We start from the raw sequence: 23,279 nt of genomic DNA, 5'->3' as shown, positions 1-23,279 counted from the left end.
GATCTGGCATCGCCTTCGGGGCCCGGCCCTGTATCGCGCTCGTGGATCCCGGGGCCGGGGGATGCCGGCCCCGGTTCGAGGCGATGCGGTATGCGCGACGGGCGGGTCCCTCCGGGGCTCCGAGGCCCCCGAAACGGGGCGCACAGGTGGATATCCACAGGAGAATCCACACCTGGGGATGAATGACACGAGTGTGATTCCCCGCCTCGCTCATGAGGCGCAAAGGCGGGGGTTTCCTAATATTCCGCGGGAATCAGCCGTAAACCTCGAAGAGCACCCGGTAGGAGAGTGCAATCGCGGCCGCTTCGGCGAGGAACAATCCACACGTTATCCACAGAGCCTTGAGCTCTTGTGAACGCGCCGTCACGCCGGGCTTCGGCCTGGCCTGGCGCACGAGGATCCAGGCGACGCAGACACCCGCCGCCAGCCCTCCGAGGTGCGCCTGCCAGGAGATCCCCGAGGCGATGAAGCCGTACACGAGGTTGATCGCCAGAAGGGCCACGACCGAGCGCGTATCGAGCCCCGCCTCCTTCTGAAGGACGAAGACCGCGCCGAAAAGGCCGAAGACCGCGCCGGAAGCGCCGACCGTCGCGACGTGCAGAGTCATCGGCTGAACGAGCACCCATGCGAGAACCGCGAGGGAGCCGCCGATCGCGGAGAGCAGGTAGACCGACGCGAACCTCCACCGGCCCAGCAGCGGTTCGAGGGCGGAACCCACCCAGAAGAGGGCGAGCATGTTGAAGGCGATGTGGAAGAGGCCCGAATGGAGGAAGGCGGTCGTCAGGAAGCGCCACGGCTGGACGTAGCCGACCGCGGGGGTGAAGGCCAGCGCCTGCTGAACCGCGGGGGACGCGAAGCTCGCCAGGTAGGCGAGCACGCAGGCCCCGATGAAGGCGTAGGTGACCACGGGGGCCCCGGAGGCGGCCCGCGGACGTCGGCCCGCGCAATCGACGCAGATCGAACGCACTTCAGTGCGGATCAGGCAGTCGATGCACATCGGCCGATTGCACCGCTTGCAGTAGTCGACCGACCGCGCCCCCGGATGCCGCGGGCATTCGGGGGCGGCGCTCGCGTCCGAACGCATGCCGTACTCGGGAATCGGCATCAACAGCTCCTCGGGCTTGGACGGCTTCGGGGCGGGGCCTCGCCCCGCCCCGAAGTTCTGACGATGGGGGCTTTCAGTCGACGATCGTCACGGATTCGATGACGACATCCTCGACGGGGCGGTCGTTGCGCCCGGTCGCCGCGGTTGCGATCGCATCGACGACGTCCTTCGAGGCCTGATCGACGACCTTGCCGAAGATCGTGTGGTTGCCCAGGAGCCACGGGGTGGGAGCGACGGTGATGAAGAACTGGGAGCCGTTCGTCCCCTTGCCCATGCGCTTGCCGGCGTTCGCCATGGCGAGGAGGTAGGGCTCGTTGAAGTTGAGCTCGGGGTGGATCTCGTCGTTGAAGGTGTAGCCCGGACCGCCGGTGCCCGTGCCGAGCGGGTCGCCGCCCTGGATCATGAATCCGGAGATCACGCGATGGAAGATCGTGCCGTCGTAGAGCGGGCGGGCGGTCTTCTGCCCGGTCTGCGGATCGAGCCATTCGCGCTCGCCGCGGGCGAGGGTCACGAAGTTGTTGACCGTATTCGGCGCATGGTCGGGGAAGAGTTCGAGAACGATGTCACCCTTATTGGTGTGCAGTGTTGCTTCCATGCCCCCATGCTCGCAGATTCCGAGTCCGGCGGCACGGACTCGGCGGCTTTCAGGTCGCCCGGTGGGCTGCAGATCACACCGCTTCGTTGCACAATAGAAGGAAGCGGCGCTTTCGCGTCGACCTCTTGACACGGATTCGGAGACATCATGGGCAATACGCCGAACTTCGACACGGACAAGCTGCTCGCCGAGGCCGCCCAGCTTCGCGATGCGCTGGCCGTCCAGGCCGGGCGCGTAGCCGTCAAGGCCGCCGACTTGGCCGAACAGGGAGTCGATTGGGCCGCTCCGCGCGCTCAGGCCGCCCTGGCGAACGCCATTGAGAGGGCAACCCCCGTCGTGGAGGATGCCGCCGACCGCGCTCAGGCCGCGGTCGACCGCGCCCGCCCCGCGATCGAGCACGCGCGCGCGGACCTGGTCGAGGATTACCTGCCCCGCCTCAACCGCGCCATCACCGAGGGCGGCGCCGCCCTCGCATCCGAAGGGCCCCTCGTCGACCGCGCCCGCAAGGCGGGCGCAGCCTCTCAGCTCGCCCTCGTCACCCCGACGCGGAAGGTGCGCAAGAAGCGCCGCTTCCTGCGCGCGATCGGGTGGACGGCCCTGGCGGGAACCGTCGCCGGCGTCGGCTACGTCCTGTGGAAGCGCAGCCAGCCGATCGAGGACCCCTGGGCCGAGGAGTACTGGGCCGACCTCGAAGCCGAGTCCCCGGTGCCGGACGCCCCGGCGGAGAAGGTCGAGGGCGTCGAGCAGGCGCGCCTCGAAGACGAGTCCTGAGCGGCCCTCCGCGGACTCACGCGGAATCGTCGAGACTCACGGTGCCCCCGGACTCCGGTCCGGGGGCACCGCTCTCATCAGCGGCTCCGCCTCTCGCGAAGCGCACCCGATGCTCAGACGCTCAGTCGATGCCGAGGATCCGCCTGAGGACGGAGCCGACGCCGTCGTCGTTGTTCGACGGCGCGATGTAAGCGGCCTCCTCGACGACCTCGACATGGGCGTTCGCCATCGCGAAGGACCAGCGCGCCTCCCTGAGCATGGAGATGTCGTTGTGGAAGTCCCCGAAGGCCGCCGTCTGGTCGCGGCTCGCCCCGATCTCGGCCTGGAGGGCGCGCACGGCCCGCCCCTTATCGACCCCCCGGATCTGGAGGTCCGCCCAGTTGCGGCCCGAAACCGCGTACTGGTGGGTGTCGGCGAAGCGCGCGAGGGTCCGCTCCGCCAGGGGGAGCACCTCGTCGAGGCACATGACCGCGAGCTTGACGATGTCGTCATCGAGCTCTCCGGATTCGATGCGCTCGAGGACCACGAGCTGATCCTCGACCTTCTCGGTCCGGTGGTAGTAGGGCAGGACGCCCTCGACGAAGCGATCATCGGCCCGTTCGACGTAGGCCGACTTCTTCCCGCACATGACGAGCCCGCCGTCCAGGCCGTCGGCCACCGCCTCGCGCACGAGCGCGATCGCCCGACGGATCGTGGCGTGATCGACCGGGCTCGAGGACACCTCGCGCCCGTCCTTCATGACGATCGCGCCGTTCTCGCCGATGACCGTCATTCCCGGCCGTCCGGGGAACATGTCGAGCAGCGTCCACACCTGCCGCCCGGACGAGGGGGCGAAGACGACCCCCCGATCATCGAGGGCGTCGAGCAGAGCGTCGAGGGCCGGAGGGAAGTTCTTGCCGTCGTCGAGCAGGGTCCCGTCCATGTCGACCGCAACCAGGCGCAGATCGATGTCTTCGGGAAGCGTCGAGAGGTCCGTGGGCGTGTTCATGAGGCGATTCTCCCCGATTCGCCCGCCCCGCGCGAAGAAGGCCCGCGCAGGGGCGCCGAACCGTCCGGGGGCCGGTGCGACGGGACGTCTCAGGGGACTGAAGGTCGGCCCCGCCCTCGTGCGCGAGATCAAGGACCGGGCTCGACGATCCGGCGGAACCCGCTACGCGGGAGTTCCTGTCGCGCATCCTCCACTGACGCGCGGACACTGATTGGAGAGCGGCGCCCGTCCGGACCGATGGTCCGAGCGGGCGCCGCATCCCCTCGATGAAGAAAGGTGATGACCTCGGCTCAGGAGCGTTCGATGACCCTCTCCTTCAGGAGTCGGGCGCGCAGCGGCCGCGTCGACTCCGAGGCGAGGAGGATCGCGAGAACGGCGCCCAGCAGGAACCCCGTCAGAGTCGCGGCCATTACGATCGTCGCATGCGCGCCGACCCCGACCGGGCTGAGGAAGGACAAGCCGATCCCCATGGCGCCGCCGATGATCAGCAGCGCGGGCAGGAGGATCTCCCTGCGGCGCGCACGGTCCAGGACCGACAAAGGAGCGCCCGCCCGGGCGAGGGAGCGGACCTCCTGCATCGTGTCGAGGAGACGCGAGGCCTGATTGACGGCCGTGGACACCGCGGCGAGCGCGACGCTCATCCCGAGCGTGAGGAGCAGCCCCGTGCGGATGTCCTGGAGGAGGAGGGAGGTCGAGCCATCGCCCGTCTGGACGACGAGGGCGGCGACCGGATAGACGCAGCCGACGATGAATCCGACCAGGGCGACGGAGGAGAAGGAGCGCCAGACGGACTTCGGGTCCTCGGCGAGCCTGCGCCCCGCGATGAGGCTCGCCGGAGTCCTCGCGGTCCTCGCCATCAGGCTGCCGAGCAGACCGACCGACCACGCGCCGAAGGCGTTCACGCCCGCGAAGATGAGGCCGAGGATGATGAGGACGACCGCGAAGGCGAAGCTCTGCGGAAGCGACTTGAGCACGACCCCGCCCACGACGAGCCACGCGAGGACCAGGCCGGCGAAGACGAGGACCGCGATCTTCGAAGCTCCGTTCGCCTGCTGCTTCCGGGCGACGCCGAGCGGGGAGATCGAAGCGCGGCGCACCGCGATCCACGAACTGGCTGCGGCCAGGACGGCCATGAGGAGAATGCCCGCCAGGAGGAGGTGCGCGGGGAGCAGCATCTCGGAGACCCGCATCGCGAGCCCCTGGAAGTGCAAGAAGCCCCAGGCGGGCAGGGTCAGCAGGTAGACGAGGGTGCCGATGAGGGTCCCGACGAGGGCGTGGACGAGGGTGTCGATGACGCAGGCGAGGCGGGCGGCGCTCGGGCTGAGGCCGATGAGCCGCAGGATCGCGAGGTTCTCGGCGCGGCGGGTCATCCCCAAACGCGCGGCCGCGGCGCCCATCGTGAGAATCGGGACGATGAGGAGGACCGCGGCGAAACCCGCGAAGACGATGTACAGCTGCGCAAGATCGGGGTCCGCCCCGACGCCTGCGGCCGCGCGTTCCCGGAACGCCGAGACCCCGCCCGCGACTGCGAGGAGCATCGCGTGGGGGAGCGCGAAGGACAGGATCGTGAGGATCGAGGTCGAGGCGTCTCTGGAGCGCAGCAGCGCTCCCGCGGCGACGCGGCATGCGCTCATCGGACGCCCGCCTCCTGCTGCGGGGCGCCCGCGGCGGGCGCATCCGAATCGAAGTCGATGAGGCCGTCGCGCATCCCGAGGGTGCGGCGGAGCCCGCGCGCGACACCGGGATCGTGAGTGACGAGGACGAGGGTCGCACCGCTTTCGGCGCAGGCCCCCTTCAGAACGCTCATCACCTCCGCACCGGTCTTCTGATCGAGAGCGCCCGTCGGCTCATCGGCGAAGACGATCTCCGGAGAGGTCACGAGCGCTCGGGCGATGGCGACGCGCTGGGCCTGTCCGCCGGAGAGCTGCCCCGGGCGGAAGGCGCCGAGGCCTTCGCAGCCGAGGCGCGCGAGGAGGGTCCGAGCGTGCGCGATCGCCTCGGCGCGACGGCGTCCGAGAAGCATGAGCGGCAGGGCGACGTTCTCCTCGCAGGGGAGTTCGGGGAGGAGCTGACCGTCTTGGAAGACGAAGCCGTAGGAGCGCAGACGGCGATCGGAATTGGCGCGTTCGGACAGGGAGGCGACCTCGACGCCGGAGACCTCGATGCTCCCCGAGGTGGGCCGCAGGATGCTCGCGAGGCAGTGGAGGAGGGTGGACTTGCCCGAACCGGAGGGGCCCATGAGGGCGACCTGGTCGCCGGCCGCGATGTCGAGATCGACTCCCCTGAGGGCGGGGACTGCGACGCCTTCGCGCTGGTAGGTCTTGACGAGTCCGCGCACGGCGATGCTCCCCCGGGGGGCGCCTTCCGGCGCGCCCTGCGACATGGATCGGGTGTGTTCTGCGGTGATGTTCATGCTTCCACTGTCCCTCCTGACGGCGGATCCGCACCATTGGGGACAGCCCCCTGCGCTCCCCCATTCATCCCTGAACGCGCCCGGGGATCACCCGAAGCCCTCGCAGCCCCTCGTGGATGCAGGGGGAGGGCCGCATCCTCAGGATGCGGCCCTCCCTGCGCCTTGCGCGCGAAGTCCGGTTCAGCGGGCTCCGGGGGTGACGATGAGCGCGAAGGAGATCGTCGTCCCGTCGGGGCCGGTGAGATCGACCGTGGTCTCGCCCTCGGCGAGCGGGTGGATGGTCGGCGGGGTCGCGGCGTCGCCCGCGATGAATTCCGCGATCGAGGGATCGGCGATGGACGCAGTCCACTTCTCCGCATCCGCCTTGACCGTGAAGAGCAGGTTGCGCTTGATCGGAAGCATCACCTGGCCGCCGTTGATCGACTCGGGGGTCTTGGTGATGGTGAGCTGCTCGGACTGCGCGGCGTTCGCGGCCGCAACAGCCGATTCGGCGGCCGCGGCGGCCGACTGCTCGGCATCGTTCGCCGTCTTCGAGGAGCATCCGGCGAGGGCGAGGGCGGCGATGGCCGCGACGGACAGGACAGAGGTGAAGGATCGCTTAATCACAGCCCTCATTCTAGACACTGCTTCTGCACGACGGAAAAGTCGGCGCACCGTCCGCCGGACACCCGCCCTCGCTCGCCCGGAATCCCGGAAAACGCGCAACAATGAAGACGGACATGAGGAAAGGACGATCGATGACCACCCCCTCGGATGCACTTCGCGAACGGACGCACGCGCCCATCGAGAACACCACGATCACCGCCCAACTCGGGCACCGGACATTCCGGGCCTTCGAGCCCGGCGGACTCGACGACGAGGAGCTCACCACGCTCTTCGAAGTCGCGCGCCACACCGCTTCATCCTCCTTCCTCCAGCAGACGACGATCATCCGCGTCACGGATCCCGGAGTCCGCGAGCGCCTCCACCGCGCATCCGGGCAGCCCTACGTCGGAGGGGACCGGGGAGAGCTCCTCGTCTTCATCGCCGACCAGTACCGCAACTCGCGGATCCGCGCCGAGGGCGGGGTCGCGGACGCGCCCCTGCACCGGGCGAACCTGCTCATCACGGCCCTGCACGATTCCCTGCTCGCCGCGCAGAACGTCGTCGTCGCCGCCGAGTCGATGGGCCTGGGCACCTGCTACCTCGGGTCGATCCTCGCCGATCCGAGGGCCGTGATCGACGCGCTCGCCCTGCCCCCGCTCACCTTCCCGATCGTCGGCCTCCTCGTGGGCAGGCCCGCGCAGGACCCCCAGTTCAAGCCGCGCCTGCCCCTCGACCTCATCGTCTCCGAGAACTCCTATCCCCGGATCGCCTCCTACTCCGAGGCGCTCGCGGACTACGACGAGGAGGTCCGGGACTACTACGATCTGCGCGACGCGTCGACGCGCGTCGAGTCCTTCACGACGCTCGTCCGGACGAAGATCGGGATCGGCGGCGCCCACGTGTCGCCGATGCTGGAGGTCCTCCACGAACAGGGCTTCGCCCTGGAGTGACCCCGGCCCCGGCCGCCCTCGGCGGAACCCGGCCGAAGGGAGGGGCGAGCGCGCCCCGGGACCGGTGATGCCGACGCCCCGCCCTACGATGGGGGCATGTCCTCGCCGCCCGGCTTCTCCGCATACGTCTTCATCGAACGCCACAGCGCGAACGCCGCCGTGCTCCACCCCTTCCCGGAGCACGAGATCGCTTCGGTGCGCGACGCCCTGGCCGACGCCGGTTTCGAGATCGCGATCCTCGGTTCGGGCGAACCCCTGCGCGGAGAGGGGATCTACTTCGCCGACGAGCCCTTCGACGATGAGCGCCTCGGCGAGCTGGCCGATGCGCTCACCCTTCGCGGCATCGGGGCCTACGCCTACGCCCTGCTCGAAGACTCCCTCGGCCCGGACTCGGGCAAGATCTCGCTCTTCGCCCGGGTCGGCACGGCCTTCCCCAGGGCGGGTCGGCGCATCATCCTCACGCACATGTGGATCGGCGAGGTCGAAGGCCTTCGAAGCGCCTCGACATGGTTCTTCGGATCTCCCGACGACCTCGAGGAGGCCGACATCCTCCTCGCTTCGCGCTTCACCACCGAACCCGTGCGGGACCTCAACGGCATGGCGGCCATCGAGATCCGGCACGAGGAGGTCGCGGACGGGCTCGCAGATCCGATGGAGCTCATGGATCGGATCTTCACCGTCCTCGGCTCCTCAGGATTCGAGGGCCCGGCCTTCGCGACGGACTCGAAGGCGCAGTGAGCGGCGGTACTCGCGCCCCGCAGGCCCGGACCCGCCTCCTCAGCGGATGGCCTCCATGACGCGGACGCCGTCCAGCAGCGGCAGATAGGGCAGAGGATCGATGCCCTCCTCGAGGACGAACTCCGTCAACTGATCGCGCACGACCCGCCTCAGGCGCTCAGGATCCCAGGGCTTGGCGATGTAGTGGTCCAGGCCCGCCTCATTCAGAGCCCGGATCGTGTCGTCCTGGTCCGCCTGGCCGGTGACCAGGACCGTCCGCGTTGAAGTGAAACGCGGGTCCTTCACGAGTTCGACGAGGAAATCGACGCCCGAACGACCGGGAAGCCTGTGGTCGGACAGGACGAGGGCGAGCTCGTCCCCGTCCGCCGCGATCTCCTCGACCGCCGCCCACGCATCATCGGCGTCCTCGGCGATCTCCAGGCGGATCCTTCCCCAGAAGTCCTCGAGGTCCCTTTCAAGGGCCTCCCGGACGTCGGCCTCGTCTTCGAGGGAGAGAATGGTGAGTGTCATGGTGTTTCCTCCGGTCGGTTCGATGATTCCGGGAGTGCGGGAAGCGAGACGGACATGACGGTCCGCCCCGGTTCGGATTCGATCCGCATGGTGCCGTGGTGGTCGGCGACGATCGAGCGGACGATCGACATCCCCATGCCGAGGCCGAAACGGACGCGGCCCGCTTTCGTCGTGAAATGCGGTTCGAAGATCTTCTCGACGATCTCGGGCGGGACCCCCGGCCCGTTGTCCGAGATCTCGACGCGGACGCAAGCGCCCTCCTCACGCACCGCGACCGTGATCGTCGCGGGCGCCCCGCCGCGCGCGGGCGCGCAATCCTCGCCGGCCCTCCGCCGGGCGTCGACGTCCTCGCGCTCATCCTCGAGGGCTTCTGCGGCGTTGACGAGGAGATTCGTCCACACCTGCTGGAGCTTCGAAGCGTGACCGAGGACCCTCGGCGACTCGGTGATGTCCCGGATCACCTCGATGCCGCGCATCCGGTAGGCGGTGAGGCGGAGGACGTCGTCGATCCCCTCGGCGACGTCGACGGGCTGAAGGTCGGCGGCCTCCGGCCTCGCATAGCCCTTGAGCGAGCGCGTGAGGTCCACAACCCGCTCGGCGGCCGCGAGGACGGAGCGCAGGGACGAACCGATCCTCGCCCCCGATTCGACGACTTCAAGATCACCGGCCGAGGCCTCCTTCAAGACCCTCGCCTGGCGCGGGTCGCTAACGCCCGCGAGCACGAGCCTCCTGGCCAGGCGCCGATCACCGTCGACGAGGGGAAGGAACTCCTTCGCCAATTCGCGTTCCTGCGCGGTCGAACGCGGCGGGGCCTCGAGGGAGGCCCGCATGGACAATCGGGCGGCTTCGAGGCCCTTCGACGAGGCGAGCACCCGTTCGACGTCCTCGCCGAGGTGCTCGGCCGAACGCGCGAGCGCGGTCACCGGATTGTTGAGTTCATGGGCGATGCCCGCCGACAGCTCGCCGAGCATCGCGAAGCGCGCTTTTTCCACCAGCTCCGCGCGGGTGCGCCGCAGGTCCTCGAGGGCGATCTCCAGCGCTTCGCGTTGAGCCTCGAGGTCGGCCGCGAGCATCGCATTCTCGAGATGGAGGTCCTCGGCGCGCATGAGCCGACGGGTCAGGGACTGGATCGCCAGCGCGGCGAGGGGCGTCGCGAGTGAGGGCTCTTCGAGCAGCGCGATCTCGAGCTGCTCATGAGTGAGGCGCACGACGCGGGTCGGCGTCGTCGTCACCGCCGTGAAGAATGCGTTCTCCCCCCTCGCCAGGGAGACGAGTCCGATCAGGGGGCCGGAGGTCGCGTGATGGGCGAGGACTTCGCCGCGCATCGAATCCCTGTGGAGCGAGACCCTCCCGTCGAGGACGAGATGAACCGCCCCGACGGGCTGCCCCTGAACGGCCAGGTCCGTGCCCACCGGCACGATGAGGCGCGGTCGGCGCCCCAGCACCTTCTCGACGCCCTCGAGCAGCCGTCGGACCACTTCGCCCTCGGGAAGATCCAATCCCTTGAGCAGAGGGCCGCGGACGGCGATGTCGGGGGCCTCCCCGAGGATCTCGACGATCTGTTCACGGGTCCGCCCATCTGCCAGCATGTGCCGGACCATCGCCGAATAGGCCTGACCGGCGAGGAGGGGGACCCTCCAGGGGACGGTGAGGACCGAGGACAAGCGGCCCGAAGTCGTCGACTTCCACAGGTCCGAATGGGTCGTCTCGTCGGTGACGACGAGCCAGCGCGTGGGCTCGAGGATCGGGAAGGCGTCCATGAGCTCCAGGGCCGCGTCGATGTCGGCGACCTCCGAGGTGATCACCCCGAGGACGACGTGGTCGTCCGGCGCCAATGTGGCGTCGTAGTGACGCAGGTCCTCCGCCCCGTCGATCCGGTCGAGGCAGACATTGGGGAAGGACTCGGCCAGGTCCGCGGCGAGTGAGCGGGCGAAGCCCCTCGAATCATCACCGATGACGAGGACGTGGATCCGACGGCCCGGACGATGCCCGCCCTCGCGCACGTTCGCGCGCTCCCAGGCGGACTCCCCCGCCCTCGGCGGCTCGTCGTACTCGCCCATGTCAGATCACTCCGAGCGGGCCCCAGGTGAGCGGTGCGACGAAGGCGAGCAGGAGGACGCCGACGACGCCGACGACGACGCCGACGACCACCATCTCCCGGGTCGGGGTGGTCCCCGTCGAATAGGCGATGGCGTTCGGCGGGGTCGAGATCGGCAGGCACATGCCGAGCGAGCAGCCGAGCGCGAGGACGATCGCGATCTGGGCGGCGGGCGTCGAGATCGTCATCGCCAGGCCCATGCCCATCGGCACGAGGAGGTTCGCAGAGGCCGAGTGCGAGATGACGTTCGAGGTCACCCATCCGACGAGGGCGAGGGTGAGGATGAGGAGGACCGTCGGGATCGTCTCCCAACGGATCGAGCCGAGGAGCCAGGCGTCCAGTCCCGTCGAGCCGACGCCCGAGCCGAGGGCGATGCCGCCTGCGACGAGCCACAGCACCGGCCAGTCGAGGGCGCGCAGGTCGTCGCCGCCCATCACTTTCGTCACCATGAGGGCGACGACGGGGAGGAAGCCGACGATGTTGGAGGAGATCCCGTGCAGGGATTCGGTCATCCACAGGAGGATCGTGAGGATCGCGACGACGTAGAAGATCTTCGCGTTGCGCGAGGTGTCGAACTTCGCCGAGGTGTCGATCTCGAACTTCGCATCCCTGGGCACGTAGCGCCAGGAGATGAAGAGCCACGACACGGCGAGGACGACGAGCATGAGCGGGACCGCCGCGAGCATCCACTCGAGGAAGGTCACCGAGATCCCGGCGCTCTGGAGGGCGCCGAGGGCGATCGCGTTGGGCGGGGTGCCGACCGGCGTTCCCATGCCGCCGACGTTCGCGGCGACCGGGATCGACAGGGCGATGCCCGTCCTCGCCCCGCCCTCGGGAAGGGCCATGATGACCGGCATCATCACGGCGAACATCGTCGCCGTCGTCGCCGTGTTCGACATGAACATGGACATGAGCGCGGTGATGAGCATGACGCCCATGACGGTGAGGCGGGGCCTGCCGAGGAAGGGCTTGAGGAGGACCGCGGAGAGCGCGCGGTCGACCTTGTACTTCGCGGCGCCGTCGGCCAGCATGAAGCCGCCGAGGAAGAGGATGATCACGGGATTGGCGAGCGCCCCGAAGAAGCTCGTGTAGGCGGGGGCCTCCTCGCCGACCGGCAGGAGCGCCTTGTTGGAGACGAAGAGGACCTCGAGGAAGATCACGAGGGCGGCGGTCGCGGACAGCGGGATCGCCTCGGTCACCCACAGGAGGATCGCCGCGAGGAAGATGCCGAACATCCGCGAGCCCTCGACGCCGAGGCCGGGCAGCTGGACGAAGAGGAAGACGATGATCGCGATGAGGGCGCCGACCTGCCCGAAGAGTTTCACCGGGCTCAGCCCGTCCTTCTCCTTCTTCTGACGGGTCGTCATGTTCGTCGCGGAGCGCGGATTGACCTTGAAGTGGGTCCGGTGGGAGCGTGTCATTGATCGAGACCTCGTTGTCTGAAGCGACCTTGCTCCGCCAAGAGTATGCCGTGAATCACGCGCCCGTCGTGCGAACAGCATCCCCGATCCCGCCCCGAACGCCCTCATCGCAGCCCATCTGGGACCAGTGGCCCAGATCCGCGTATCCGGCGGGGAGGTCGGCCGATGTGCCCGGCGCGCCCGGCCGGTGCACACTAAGGGCATGACTGGCCGACGGACCCCGCTCGCGCCCGTGGAGATCGCGACCGCGGGGATCCTCGCCGGATTGGCCGCGGCCCTCGGACTCGGCTCATCCGCACTGCCCGTCTTCGCGCTCTTCTTCCGCATCGGCGCGGCCATTCCGATCGCGATGGTCGCATCGCGCATGCGCCCGCGGACGGCCTTCGCCACCGCCCTCGTCGCCCTCCTCCTGTCCGGAGCCGTCGGCGGGATCTCGACCGCGTGGACGATCGCCCAGGTCAGCGCGATCGCCTTGGTCGTCGGCGCACTGCGCCGCAAGGGCGCCGCGGCCCTCGCAGTCTCCCTCACGGCCCTCCTCGTGGCGATCGTCGGCGCCCTCGGCGCGCTCGCCCTCCTCACCCTCCTCGAATCCGCCCGCGAACTCGCCCTCGAATCCGCGCGCACCTCGATGAACGGCTATCTCGAACTCGTCGGGAGGCTCCCGGGCCTGGACGGATCCGCGCAGTTCGCCAAGAGCCGGGTCGACGCCTTCATCGCCCACTGGTGGATCTGGGCGCCCGCGCTGAGCGGACTCCGCCTGGCGCTCCTCCTCCTCGCGGCGCACTGGCTGCTCTCGCGCGTCCTCGAGCGCCTCGACCTCGCCGACGGATCCGATCCGCTCGAAGAGGCCATGAAGGCGCCGGGGCTCCCGGGCCCGCTCCCCCTCCGCCTCAGAGGGGTCGGCTACGCGTATCCGGGCTCCGACGCCCCCGCCCTGTCGGACATCGATCTCGACATCGATTCGGGTTTCACGGTCATCGTGGGGCCCAATGGCTCCGGGAAGTCGACCCTCGCCCTCATCCTCGCGGGAGCCTCGCCGACCCGGGGGCGCGTGATCCGGCCGGGCGGCGCAGGACTGGGCCGGGCCGGGGGCACCGCGATCCTCGCCCAACGCGCCGAAACGCAATTCCTCGGGGACACCGTCGCCGAGGACGTCGTCTGGGGGATGAACGAGGAGGAGCGCGCCGACGTCGACCTCGACGCCCTGCTCGACCTCGTGGGCCTGCGCGGCCAGGCGCAGGTCGCGCCGCGCCACCTCTCGGGCGGAATGCTCCAGCGCCTCGCCCTCGCCGGCGCCCTCGCACGCCGCCCCGCCCTGCTCATCTCCGACGAGTCCACGGCGATGATCGACCCGAGGGGCCGAGCCGAACTCCTCGAGATCCTGAGCGCCCTGCCCGCCTCCGGGACCGCCGTCGTCCACATCACCCACGATCCCGCCGAAGCGGCGACCGCGAGCCGCATCATCAGGCTCGAGGGCGGGCGGCTCCTCCACGAGGGGACGAGGAGCGGCGCACCGCGCTCGACCGGGAGCGCCGCCGCGGTCGCGGCCGCGGCTGCGCAAGAGGCCGATCACGGGCGCGACAAGGGCCGGCCCCCGACCGGAACGGGCGGAACGGGCACACCAGCCGCCCCTTCGCCCGCATCGGCGGCCGTGGCCCCGCCCGCACTGACCGGCGTGATCGAGCACCTGTGGGCCGACCGCGTCACCCACTCCTACAACCCGGGCACCCCCTGGGAGCGCCTCGTCCTGTCCGATGCGAGCTGCATCGTCTCCCCCGGATCAGCCCTGCTCATCACCGGGGAGAACGGCTCCGGGAAGTCCACCCTCGCGCGCATCCTCGTCGGCCTGCAATCGCCGACTTCGGGCCGCTGCACCCTCGGGGGCGTTCCCGTCACGAGGCGCATCGGCGAGGTCGGGCTCTCCAGGCAATTCGCCCGCCTCCAACTCCAGCGCCCCACGGTCGGCCTCGACATCCTCTCCGCCGCCGGCTACGGCCCCTCCGTCGGCAGCGGACGAGGGCGCAAGGGCCGCGCCCCCGACTCCGCGAGGGCGCGGGAGCTCATCGCCTCGGCCCTCGCCGAGGTCGGCCTGCCCGAGGAGCTCTCCCGTCGCAATGTCGACGCCCTCTCGGGCGGCCAGATGCGGCGCGTCGCCCTCGCCGGCCTCCTCGCCTCCGACCCGGTCGCCCTCGTCCTCGACGAGCCCTTCGCCGGACTCGACGCGGAATCGCGCGCGATCCTCATCGACATCCTGGAACGGCGCAGGCGGTCCGGGCTCGGCCTCGTCATCATCTCCCACGACGACTCGGGCCTGGTCGGCCTGTGCGATGAGCGCCTCACCCTGGCCCGGGGAGTCCTCGCATGAACGCGCAGGCGCCTCAGGCCGGGCCCCGCAGGAGGAGACGGGCGGGCTTCTTCCTCCCGCGCGCCCTCCCGGGCCCCGCGCCCCTGAAGAAGGTCCGGGCCGAAGTCCTCATCCTCACCTGGACGGCCCTCACGACCCTGTTGCTCGTATGGCCGACATGGCCGTCGATCGGGATCGTCGCCGCCCTTCTGACGCTCGGAACGCTCCTCGTCAGGGCGCCCGCGAGCGCGATCCCGATCCCTCCCTCCTGGTTCTGGAGCGGACTGATCGGCGGCCTCATCGGCGCGGCTCTGGGCGGCGGCCTCTGGTACTTCATCCGGCTTGCGGCACTGGGCCTCGTCATCGTCTGGGGGACCTCACTGCTGCTGTGGAGCTCACCCACGACGAGGATCGCGCACGGGCTGCGCACCCTCATCCGCCCCCTCGGGCGCATCGGGGCGCCGGTCGACGAGTGGTCGCGAGTCATGAACCTCGCCCTGCGGGCGCTGCCCGTCGTCTCCGACCAGGCCCAGGCGGTCATCGAAACGGCGAAGCTGCGCATGGGGCCCGAGTGGACCCGGGCGACCCCCGGGACGCTCCTGCGCCTCGGCGTCGACATCACGACCGCGTGCCTCTCCGCGGCGTCGCGATCCGCGCGGGACACGGGACGCGCCATGTCGATGCGCGGCGGCCTCGAGCCCCTTGACGATCGTCGGAAGCGTTTCGCCCCGGCCGACCTCGGTGCCGCTCTCGCGGGGATCTGCGCGATCGTCGGCATCGTCGCCGTGCGCGTCTTCTGGTGAATCGTCGCCGCGCACATCTTCTGGTGGGGGATGGTTCCCGCGTTCCGGGCGCAGGCGAGCCGAGCACCCCGACTGGTGGGCCGACGCGGCGTTCCGGGCCTTGGAGCCCCTGTGATCTTCAGCCTGAAAACGGATCCGGGCCTCGCGCCATTTGACGGCTCCGCCCTCGAGTCCGTAGCCTTCTCAATGTCTTTCGACACGCGCGAGTGGCGGAATAGGCAGACGCGCACGGTTCAGGTCCGTGTCCCAGTGATGGGGTAGGGGTTCAACTCCCCTCTCGCGCACGCATGAGGAAGGGGTCGCCCGGGGCGGCCCCCTCCGCTTTTCAGCTCCTCTTCCTTTTCCTTCATCCTTCGTCGCGCCCCCGAGTCCGCCCGGGGCTTCGATCCTCCGTCCGCCTTCATCCCCGGTTCCTGATCCGGCTTCGGGCTCGGCCGCCGAGGGCCCGGATGCCGCTCCCGCTCGAGGACGATCAGGGGACGAGACCTCTCTCACGCCCGCGGATCCGATTCCATGCTGTAGCGTTAAGTCCGTAGGAACGCGGTTTCAATGCAGTATCTCGCAGTGCGGTGGTGCAGGAGCTTCGGTCACTATGCCGGGCTCCGTTCGGATCCGGCCCACCGCCCATGACGGGCATGCAGATTGGAAACACCCATGACCACTGGTGTCGTGAAATGGTTCAACGACGAAAAGGGCTACGGCTTCATCACCCCCGATGACGGTTCCGCCGATGTCTTCGCCCACTTCTCCAACATCGTTCAGGATGGCGGCCGCCGCACCCTGTTCGAAGAGGAGAAGGTGGAGTTCGAGATCACCCAGGGCCCGAAGGGCCTTCAGGCCGAGAACATTCAGCGCCTCGGCTGATCCTCGCCCCTGAACGAAGCGTGTCCCCCTGGCCTTCGGCCAGGGGGACACGCGCATTCAGCCCGGTGGGGCCTTGGGGGCTGCGACAGGGCTCACCGCCCGTCAACAACTCGGACAATCCCCGCGCGCACGTGACTACAACTCGGGCACTCTGAGCAGCATCAGAGCAGGCAAATCCCACTGACCTGCGCGAATGGCTGCGCTCGCAACATGCGATGTTCGAGTTGTCGCCACACACCCCCGGACTCCTGTCCGACTTGTCGCCACGATCCTGAACGGAGCGCTCAGCTCCGCCGCCGCCTCAGACCCGCATCGCGCCTGCGAACCCCGTGTGATCTCATGCTCATCACTGGATTCCGCCCATGAACCCTTGCTACATTCGTAGGTGCTGAAACAGGTGGGCAGCCGATCGGAAACGATTCCAGTCCACCCGGGGAAGCGAACTGACACGCTGCTGTGCGGGGCACGGTCAGTGCTTCGCGAGCACTGACCGAAAGAAGAACCCCATGGATCACATCGTCAAGTCCGAAGTCACCCCCGCCGCCTGGCAGAAGACCGCGGACCTCACCGGCCTCGTCCTCGCCGTCGTCCTCCTCGCCGTTCTCGGCGTGACCGCGGCCATCAACGCCTCTTCGACCGTTTCCGCCGTCATCGCCGCCCTCGTCGGTCTGACCGCCGCCCTCTTCGCGCCCGCCGCCTACGCGATCTCTCAGTCCGGCAAGAACTGACACGCTCATTCCGGGGCGCGCAAGGATGCGCGCCCCCGCACGACTCGCGCGACGCACGGCGTCGCGCTTTTTCATTCCCCCTCCCACCCTCGTCCGAAGGCAGAGCGATGACACGACAGCCCGCACCGAATAGCGGCCGCAACGAACCCCGCGCACTCGCCCTCGGTCTGAGCGTGTACGTGATCTGGGGATTCTTCCCCCTCTACTTCCACCTCCTCTCACCCGCGGGGGCCGTCGAGGTCATCGTCCACCGGGCCGTATGGGGTCTCGCCTGGTGCGCCCTCGCCCTCGCGATCCTCGGGCGCTTCAAGATGCTCAAGGCCGCCGCCGCGGAGCCGAAGGTCCTGGCCCGCCTCGCCCTCGCGGGCGTCCTCATCGTCGTCAACTGGTCGACCTACGTCTTCGCGATCCAGACCGGTCACACGGTCGACGCCGCGATCGGCTACTTCATCAATCCGCTCGTCACCGTCGCACTGGGACTCATCGTCCTCAGGGAGCGCATCTCCCGCCTTCAAGGCGCGGCCCTCGCCCTCGGCGCCCTCGCGGTCCTCATCCTCCTGCTCGCCCAGGGCGAGCTCCCCTGGATCTCCCTCGCACTCGCCTTCTCCTTCGCCCTCTATTCACTGGTGAAGAAGGACCTCGCCGCGAAAGTCGACCCGTTGGCGGGAATGGCCGTCGAAACCGCGACGGTCGCGCCAATCCTCCTCGCCTACTACGGCTACCTCGCCGCGAAGAGCCGCACCTCCTTCCAGGCCCTTCTCACGCAGGGCGCCGAGGCGCCAATCAGCCCTGCGGCCCACCTCGCGCTCCTCATCGGGGCCGGGCTCATCACAGTCATCCCCCTCATCATGTTCGCAGCCGCCGCGAAGGGACTGACCCTCGGAACGCTCGGATTCATCCAGTACGTCTCGCCGGGCCTCCAGATGCTCATCGGCGTCGCCATCTTCCACGAGGAGATGCAGACGGCCCGCTGGATCGCGAGCGCGGTCGTCTGGGCGGCGCTCGCGATCCTGACCTTCGACGTCCTGCTCGCATCCCGCAGACGGCGCCGACTCCTGCGTGCCGCCGGGGCCACGAGCGCGCGGGCGCAAGGGGACGAGGGCGCAAGCGCGGACCCGGTCGGAGCCGACGACCCTTCGGTCCCGCGAGACGATGAGCCCGGAACGGCCAAGGGCGGAACGGCCGAGGGCGGGAGCGCGGACCGGGAGGGCTGAAGGGACAGGCCCCGCGGATCCTCAGTCCTGCGGCTCCTCGCGCCCCGTGTAGTTGACGAAGCGGGCCATGTGCCCCTGGAAGAGGGCGCGGATCGTGTCCGTCGAACCGTTCCTGTGCTTGGCGACGATGATGTCGGCCTCGCCGGGACGATCCTCCTTGTCGTAGTACTCGGGACGGTGGAGGAGCATGATGATGTCCGCGTCCTGCTCGAGCGAACCCGACTCGCGCAGGTCCGACATCATCGGCTTGCGGTCGTTGCGCGATTCGGAATTGCGGTTGAGCTGCGCGACGGCGACGACGGGCACGTCGATGTCCTTGGCGAGGAGCTTGAGATTCCTCGACATCGCCGAGACCTCCTGCTGGCGGGACTCGACCTGGCGGCCGCTCGTCATGAGCTGGAGGTAGTCGATGACGATGAGCCCGAGGTTGTGCTGCTGCTTGAGCTGGCGGCACTTGGCCCGGATCTCGGTGATCGTCATGTTCGCCGAGTCGTCGACGTAGAGCGGCGCATTCGCGATCTTGGCGACCGTGTTCGACACGCGCCTCCAGTCCTGGTCCGTCATCGAGCCCGACTGCATCTTCGACAGGAAGACGCCGGATTCGGCGGAGAGCATGCGCATCGCGATCTCCTGCTGGCTCATCTCCAGGGAGAAGATGAGCGAGGTGATGCCGTGCTTGATCGATGCGGATCGGCAGAAATCGAGGGCGAGGGTCGATTTGCCCATGGCGGGGCGCGCGGCGACGATGATCATCTGGCCGCCGTGCAGGCCCTGGGTGAGGGCGTCGAGGTCGGTGAATCCCGTGGGAACGCCCTGGAGCTTGCCCTTCGAGTCCTGGATGTCCTCGAGGTGCTCGAGCAGGCTGTGCGCCATGGATTCCATGGAGACGTAGTCCTTCGAGGAGCGCTCCGAGGAGACGGCGTAGATCTCGGACTGGGCCTGCTCGACGATCTCCTCGACCTCGCCGCCCGCGTCGGCGTAGCCGAGCTGGACGATGCGCGTGCCCGCGGTGACGAGGCGGCGCATGATGGCCCTCTCGCGGACGATGCGGGCGTAGTATCCGGCGTTCGCGGCGGTCGGCACCGAGGCGATGAGGGTGTGGAGGTAGGCGGCGCCGCCGACCTTCGTCAGGGTGCCGGCGCGCTGGAGGTGGCCCGCGACGGTGATCGCGTCGGCGGGTTCGTTCTGCCCGAAGAGGTCGACGATCGCATCGAAGATGATCTCGTGGTTGGGCAGGTAGAAGTCAGCTCCGCGGATCTCCTCGGTGACGGTGACGATCGCGTCGGTCGTCAGCATCATCGAGCCGAGGACGGACATCTCCGCATCGATGTCCTGCGGCGGTGTGCGGTCGAATTCCTCAGACACCTCTCCACGTCCTTCCCTGTTGATCCGCGCCCCGTACAGCTTCTGACGAGGGCGTTCGCGGGCGCGTCGGCTCCAGGGCCCTCGTTCAGGGGCAGTGCCGGGACGAGGGCGCACGGGGGTCGCGCACACGCGAGAGTACAGCCTCGAGGACCGCCCCCCGCACTCTGAACCTCTGGTCGAATGGGGATAACCTGGGGACGGGGTGTGGAAAACACGGCGCGTCCTCCACAGGCCTTGTGGGTAACCCTCATCGACCCTCCCGGGGACGCGGACGACGGGCCTCGGGTTTCCCGCACGATTCCGACACTTGTAATCACAGAATTGTCCACAGCTGTGCACACAGAATGTGGAAGGAAATCGGAGACGAAATTCGTGGATGAACCTCGCGCAGAAGCGACTGACCTTCAACCCGGACTTGAAGGTCGGGCCGGGGCGTCACGCCATCTGCTCCGCCGCATCCTCTCCCTCGCGATCCCCGCCCTGGGCGCACTGATCGCCGAACCCCTGTTCACGCTCATCGACTCCGCAATGGTCGGCCACCTGGGAACTCCCCAGCTCGCCGCCCTCTCCCTGGCATCCCAGATCCTCCAGACCCTCGTCGTCCTCTTCATCTTCCTCGCCTACTCCACGACCTCCCTCACCGCCCGCGCGCTCGGGGCCTCCGACAAGAAGAAGGCCCTCCAGGTCGGCGTCGACGCGTCCTGGCTCGCCCTCGGACTCGGACTCGGCGGCGCGGTGCTGCTCGCCTGGGCCGCCCCCGCCCTCGTGGACCGCATGACGCCCGACCCCCGGGTCGCGGCCCACGCGATCGCCTACCTGCGGGCCAGCGCACCCGGCATCGTCGGCATGCTGATCGGCTTCTCCACAGTCGGCACTCTGCGCGGGCTCCAAGACACGAAGACCCCGCTCCTCGTGACGAGCCTGGGCGCCGTCCTCAATGTCGGCCTCAACGCCGCCCTCATGTACGGGATCGGCATGGGGGTCGCGGGTTCGGGCCTGGGGACCTCGATCGTTCAGCTCGCCATGGCGGGCGTCTACCTCGCGATCCTGCGCACCCAGGCCCGCAAGGCCGGCGTCGCCCTCGCCCCGAGCGGAGCCGGGATCCTCGGCGCCACGAAGGAGGGCGCGCCCCTCGTGCTGCGCGGCCTCGCGCTGAGGACCGCGGGACTGGCGACGATCTGGCCGGTCTCACGCATCGGCTCCGAGGCGCTCGCGTCCTACCAGGTCGTCTTGGCCACGTGGACCCTGTCCTCCTTCATCCTCGACGCCCTGGCGATCGCCGCTCAATCGCTCGTCGGGCTCGCGATCGGACGGGGCGATAGGAGCGCCCTGAAGGAGCTTCTGCGGATCCTGACCCGATGCGGGATCGGCGCAGGCCTCCTCCTGGGGGTCCTCATCGCCGCGACCTCCCCCTGGACGCCCCTTCTTTTCGGCTCCGATCCGGCGGTCCGCCCGATCGCCACCATCGGGCTGCTGGTGTCCTGCGCTTCGATGCCCATCAGCGCGGTGGTCTTCATGCTCGACGGCGTCCTGCTCGGCGCGGGGGACAACATCTTCTTCGCGAAGGTCGCGCTCGTGCAGCTCGCGATCCTCATGCCGGCCCTCGCCGCGGTGGAATTCGCCCGCGAGGGCGGCGCCGGGCCCGCTTTCATCGTCGGCGGAGCGTGGGCCGCGTACGGACTCGTCTACATGGGCGCGCGCTTCGCCTTCAACATGCACCGCACCTGGCGTTCGCCGAAAGGGCCCCTGGGGATCTCCGCCTGAGCACGCCGCCCCGCCTCGAGGACGAGGGCCGGGGCCCGACGCCGCCGAGGAGACGTGGCCGAGAACTCGTCGCGGGGACTGGTCCGCACTGCCCGATCCGACTAGACTTGCTCCTCGGACTGCCCTCGCACCCGCGAGGCGGTCCTGAGCGGGGGCCGACGGCCTCCGCGAACGCATGACCCTCCTGTCACGGACCGTCCGTGACCGCGAAGACCATAGGAGGTGGGTACGCAACGTGCGTAACTACGAACTGATGGTGATCCTCGATCCTTCGATCGACGAGCGCACCGTCGCCCCCATGATGGAGAAGTACCTCGAGCCCGTCGCCGCCAACGGCGGTTCGGTCGAGAAGGTCGACATCTGGGGCAAGCGTCGTCTCGCTTACGACATCCTCAAGCGCTCCGAGGGAATCTACGTCGTCGTCAACATGACGACGACTCCCGATGTCGCGCTCGAGCTCAACCGCCGCATGGGCCTCGACGAGGCCATCCTGCGCACCAAGCTCCTGCGCCCCGACGCCCACTGAGCCCAGGTTCACCCTTTCCCTCATCCCACCGCCCAAGAGGAGACGCAATGGCACGAGAGACCCAGATCACGATCGTCGGCAATCTCACCGCCGACCCGGAACTCCGGTTCACGCCGAACGGTTCCGCGGTCGTCGACTTCACCGTCGCGTCAACGCCCAGCACCTTCAACCGGCAGACCAACCAGTGGGAGGACGGCAACGCCCTGTTCATGCGCTGCTCCGCGTGGAACGAATTCGCTGAGAACATCTCCGAATCGCTCCGCAAGGGCATGCGCGTCATCGTCCAGGGCAGCCTCGTGCAGCGGTCCTACGAGGACCGGAACGGCCAGCAGCGCACCGTCGTCGAACTCCGCGTCGACGAGGTCGGCCCCAGCCTCCGCTGGGCCCGCGCCCAGGTGTCGCGCACCGAGCGCTCCGGTTCCGGCCAGGGCCGCGGCGGATATCAGGGAGGGAACCGTGGGGGCGCCCCGCAGGGCGGCTCCTACGGCGCATCGAACCAGGCCAGCTACGGCGCCCCCGCAGGCGGCACCGCCGACGACCCGTGGCGCCCGTCCGCTCAGGGCGACGCCCCCTTCGGCGAGCCGCCGTTCTGATCGACGCGGACGCGAGTCCGCATCGACCACGCAGACATCACATGCAGGGGCGGGACCGATTCCCGCCCGGATCCAAGGAGACCACCATGGCGAAGCCTCAACTTCGCAACAAGCCCATCAAGAAGAAGGCCAACCCGCTCAAGTCGGCCAAGATCGAGTCGATCGACTACAAGGACACCGCGCTCCTGCGCAAGTTCATCTCCGACCGCGGGAAGATCCGCGCGCGCCGCGTCACCGGCGTCTCCGTCCAGGAGCAGCGCCGCATCGCCCGCGCCGTGAAGAACGCCCGCGAGATGGCGCTCCTGCCCTACTCGTCGACCGGCCGCTGATCGGGGAAGGATACAGATATGGCTACCACCAAGCTCATCCTCACCCGCGACGTCGCCACTCTCGGCAACGCCGGCGAGGTCGTCGAGGTCAAGTCGGGCTACGCCCGCAACTACCTCGTCCCCCGCGGTCTTGCGACCAAGTGGACGAAGGGCGCGCAGAAGCAGATCGATCAGATCGCCGCCGCCCGTCGCCGCCACGAGATCGCCACCGTCGATGAGGCCCGCGAGCTCCGCGACGCCCTCCAGGCCGCCGCTCCCGTCACCGTGTCCGGCAAGGCCGGCAAGGCCGGTCGCCTCTTCGGCGCCGTGTCCGGCGCGCAGATCGCCGACGCGGTCAAGGCCCAGCTCGACAAGGTGATCGATCGCCGCCGCGTGATCATCGCCGATCCGATCAAGGCCGTCGGCGACTACACCGTCGTCGTCAACCTGCACCCGGAGGTCGCCGCGAACCTCAAGGTCCGCGTCGTCGCCGAGTGACGCTCATCCCGTCGGCATGATCCTCTGACGCGAAGAGGTCGCTCCGAGGGGCTGATCGAGACGCTGAGGGCCCGATCCGAAAGGATCGGGCCCTAGTT

At 69.0% G+C, this 23,279-nt stretch carries 23 protein-coding genes and 1 tRNA gene; 14 read left to right on the top strand and 10 right to left on the bottom strand.

All coding sequences use genetic code 11. From position 1 onward, the window contains the following. Positions 1-253 precede the first annotated feature (253 nt). On the bottom strand, positions 254-1,105 hold the full coding sequence (locus ACQY7V_RS01410) for a rhomboid family intramembrane serine protease (RefSeq protein WP_428638554.1): 852 nt from the start codon (positions 1,103-1,105) through the stop codon (positions 254-256). Positions 1,106-1,178: 73 nt separating this feature from the next. Next, positions 1,179-1,700 carry a peptidylprolyl isomerase gene (locus tag ACQY7V_RS01405; protein ID WP_154475542.1) on the bottom strand — a complete coding sequence of 174 codons (522 nt, stop codon included), beginning with the start codon at positions 1,698-1,700 and terminating at the stop codon, positions 1,179-1,181. A 147-nt stretch (positions 1,701-1,847) separates the two neighbouring features. Between ACQY7V_RS01405 and ACQY7V_RS01400 the strand changes: the two genes are divergently transcribed. Continuing rightward, on the top strand, positions 1,848-2,471 hold the full coding sequence (locus ACQY7V_RS01400) for a hypothetical protein (RefSeq protein ID WP_303774602.1): 624 nt from the start codon (positions 1,848-1,850) through the stop codon (positions 2,469-2,471). A gap of 121 nt (positions 2,472-2,592) precedes the next feature. Here the strand turns inward: ACQY7V_RS01400 and ACQY7V_RS01395 are convergent, their stop codons facing one another. The 4 genes from ACQY7V_RS01395 to ACQY7V_RS01380 form a co-directional block, all read right to left on the bottom strand. After that, entirely contained in the window at positions 2,593-3,459 is an 867-nt protein-coding gene (locus ACQY7V_RS01395; protein ID WP_235361033.1) for an HAD hydrolase family protein, read from the bottom strand. Between the two features lie 290 nt (positions 3,460-3,749). After that, on the bottom strand, positions 3,750-5,093 hold the full coding sequence (locus tag ACQY7V_RS01390; protein WP_428638551.1) for an FtsX-like permease family protein: 1,344 nt from the start codon (positions 5,091-5,093) through the stop codon (positions 3,750-3,752). Then, complete coding sequence (locus ACQY7V_RS01385; RefSeq protein WP_303772856.1) at positions 5,090-5,842, bottom strand: ABC transporter ATP-binding protein; 753 nt, start codon at positions 5,840-5,842, stop codon at positions 5,090-5,092. Before ACQY7V_RS01385 ends, ACQY7V_RS01390 begins: the two co-directional genes overlap by 4 nt. Before the next feature lie 210 nt (positions 5,843-6,052). After that, on the bottom strand, positions 6,053-6,478 hold the full coding sequence (locus tag ACQY7V_RS01380) for a hypothetical protein (protein WP_154475550.1): 426 nt from the start codon (positions 6,476-6,478) through the stop codon (positions 6,053-6,055). Positions 6,479-6,654: 176 nt separating this feature from the next. Here ACQY7V_RS01380 and ACQY7V_RS01375 point away from each other — a divergent pair, with 176 nt between their 5' ends. Both ACQY7V_RS01375 and ACQY7V_RS01370 read left to right on the top strand, forming a co-directional pair. Then, a complete protein-coding gene (locus ACQY7V_RS01375) occupies positions 6,655-7,407 on the top strand; it encodes a nitroreductase family protein (protein WP_235361104.1) in 753 nt (250 codons plus the stop codon). A 96-nt stretch (positions 7,408-7,503) separates the two neighbouring features. Further along, positions 7,504-8,145, top strand: coding sequence for a hypothetical protein (locus tag ACQY7V_RS01370; protein WP_154475554.1), 642 nt, complete (start codon positions 7,504-7,506; stop codon positions 8,143-8,145). A 39-nt stretch (positions 8,146-8,184) separates the two neighbouring features. Here ACQY7V_RS01370 and ACQY7V_RS01365 read toward each other — a convergent pair whose 3' ends face one another. Genes ACQY7V_RS01365 through ACQY7V_RS01355 form a run of 3 tightly spaced genes read right to left on the bottom strand, consistent with a single transcriptional unit; the run spans position 8,185 to position 12,120 of the window. Beyond that, complete coding sequence (locus ACQY7V_RS01365; RefSeq protein WP_154475556.1) at positions 8,185-8,655, bottom strand: response regulator; 471 nt, start codon at positions 8,653-8,655, stop codon at positions 8,185-8,187. Further along, positions 8,652-10,715 carry a sensor histidine kinase gene (locus ACQY7V_RS01360; protein ID WP_320835868.1) on the bottom strand — a complete coding sequence of 688 codons (2,064 nt, stop codon included), beginning with the start codon at positions 10,713-10,715 and terminating at the stop codon, positions 8,652-8,654. Before ACQY7V_RS01360 ends, ACQY7V_RS01365 begins: the two co-directional genes overlap by 4 nt. A gap of 1 nt (position 10,716) precedes the next feature. Beyond that, complete coding sequence (locus tag ACQY7V_RS01355; RefSeq protein ID WP_235361105.1) at positions 10,717-12,120, bottom strand: SLC13 family permease; 1,404 nt, start codon at positions 12,118-12,120, stop codon at positions 10,717-10,719. A gap of 256 nt (positions 12,121-12,376) precedes the next feature. Between ACQY7V_RS01355 and ACQY7V_RS01350 the strand changes: the two genes are divergently transcribed. The 6 genes from ACQY7V_RS01350 to rarD all read left to right on the top strand — a co-directional run bounded on the left by ACQY7V_RS01350 (position 12,377) and on the right by rarD (position 18,127). After that, positions 12,377-14,539 carry a DUF2232 domain-containing protein gene (locus ACQY7V_RS01350; RefSeq protein ID WP_428638547.1) on the top strand — a complete coding sequence of 721 codons (2,163 nt, stop codon included), beginning with the start codon at positions 12,377-12,379 and terminating at the stop codon, positions 14,537-14,539. After that, positions 14,536-15,321: a CbiQ family ECF transporter T component gene (locus tag ACQY7V_RS01345; protein WP_428638545.1), complete on the top strand. Its 786-nt coding sequence runs from the start codon at positions 14,536-14,538 to the stop codon at positions 15,319-15,321. Before ACQY7V_RS01350 ends, ACQY7V_RS01345 begins: the two co-directional genes overlap by 4 nt. A gap of 200 nt (positions 15,322-15,521) precedes the next feature. Continuing rightward, a tRNA-Leu gene (locus ACQY7V_RS01340) sits at positions 15,522-15,605 on the top strand. A gap of 370 nt (positions 15,606-15,975) precedes the next feature. Further along, a complete protein-coding gene (locus ACQY7V_RS01335; protein ID WP_154475564.1) occupies positions 15,976-16,185 on the top strand; it encodes a cold-shock protein in 210 nt (69 codons plus the stop codon). Positions 16,186-16,691: 506 nt separating this feature from the next. Continuing rightward, a complete protein-coding gene (locus ACQY7V_RS01330; RefSeq protein WP_154475566.1) occupies positions 16,692-16,913 on the top strand; it encodes a hypothetical protein in 222 nt (73 codons plus the stop codon). Between the two features lie 107 nt (positions 16,914-17,020). Next, a complete protein-coding gene (rarD, locus tag ACQY7V_RS01325) occupies positions 17,021-18,127 on the top strand; it encodes an EamA family transporter RarD (RefSeq protein ID WP_428638543.1) in 1,107 nt (368 codons plus the stop codon). Positions 18,128-18,148: 21 nt separating this feature from the next. On the opposite strand, the gene dnaB is transcribed toward rarD, so the two are convergent. Continuing rightward, positions 18,149-19,492, bottom strand: coding sequence for a replicative DNA helicase (gene dnaB / locus ACQY7V_RS01320; RefSeq protein ID WP_277298689.1), 1,344 nt, complete (start codon positions 19,490-19,492; stop codon positions 18,149-18,151). A 372-nt stretch (positions 19,493-19,864) separates the two neighbouring features. Here dnaB and ACQY7V_RS01315 point away from each other — a divergent pair, with 372 nt between their 5' ends. The 5 genes from ACQY7V_RS01315 to rplI all read left to right on the top strand — a co-directional run bounded on the left by ACQY7V_RS01315 (position 19,865) and on the right by rplI (position 23,181). Then, positions 19,865-21,256, top strand: a complete 1,392-nt coding sequence (locus ACQY7V_RS01315) for an MATE family efflux transporter (protein ID WP_428638541.1) — start codon at positions 19,865-19,867, stop codon at positions 21,254-21,256. A 235-nt stretch (positions 21,257-21,491) separates the two neighbouring features. Next, complete coding sequence (gene rpsF / locus ACQY7V_RS01310) at positions 21,492-21,782, top strand: 30S ribosomal protein S6 (RefSeq protein ID WP_184451313.1); 291 nt, start codon at positions 21,492-21,494, stop codon at positions 21,780-21,782. Between the two features lie 47 nt (positions 21,783-21,829). Next, a complete protein-coding gene (locus tag ACQY7V_RS01305; protein ID WP_184451312.1) occupies positions 21,830-22,375 on the top strand; it encodes a single-stranded DNA-binding protein in 546 nt (181 codons plus the stop codon). 86 nt (positions 22,376-22,461) lie between these two features. Beyond that, the gene (rpsR, locus tag ACQY7V_RS01300; protein WP_006680614.1) at positions 22,462-22,704 is read left to right on the top strand and encodes a 30S ribosomal protein S18; all 243 of its coding nucleotides are present in this window, start codon (positions 22,462-22,464) and stop codon (positions 22,702-22,704) included. 18 nt (positions 22,705-22,722) lie between these two features. Beyond that, positions 22,723-23,181 (top strand): 50S ribosomal protein L9, encoded by a 459-nt coding sequence (rplI, locus tag ACQY7V_RS01295; protein ID WP_154475576.1) that lies wholly within the window; start codon positions 22,723-22,725, stop codon positions 23,179-23,181. Positions 23,182-23,279 lie beyond the last annotated feature (98 nt).

Origin of the sequence: Schaalia sp. (genome assembly GCF_050312375.1) — a bacterium.
GTDB lineage: Bacteria > Actinomycetota > Actinomycetes > Actinomycetales > Actinomycetaceae > Pauljensenia > Pauljensenia hyovaginalis.
Note: the sequence above shows the minus strand (reverse complement) of the source record. Positions and strands in the feature narration are given on the sequence as shown.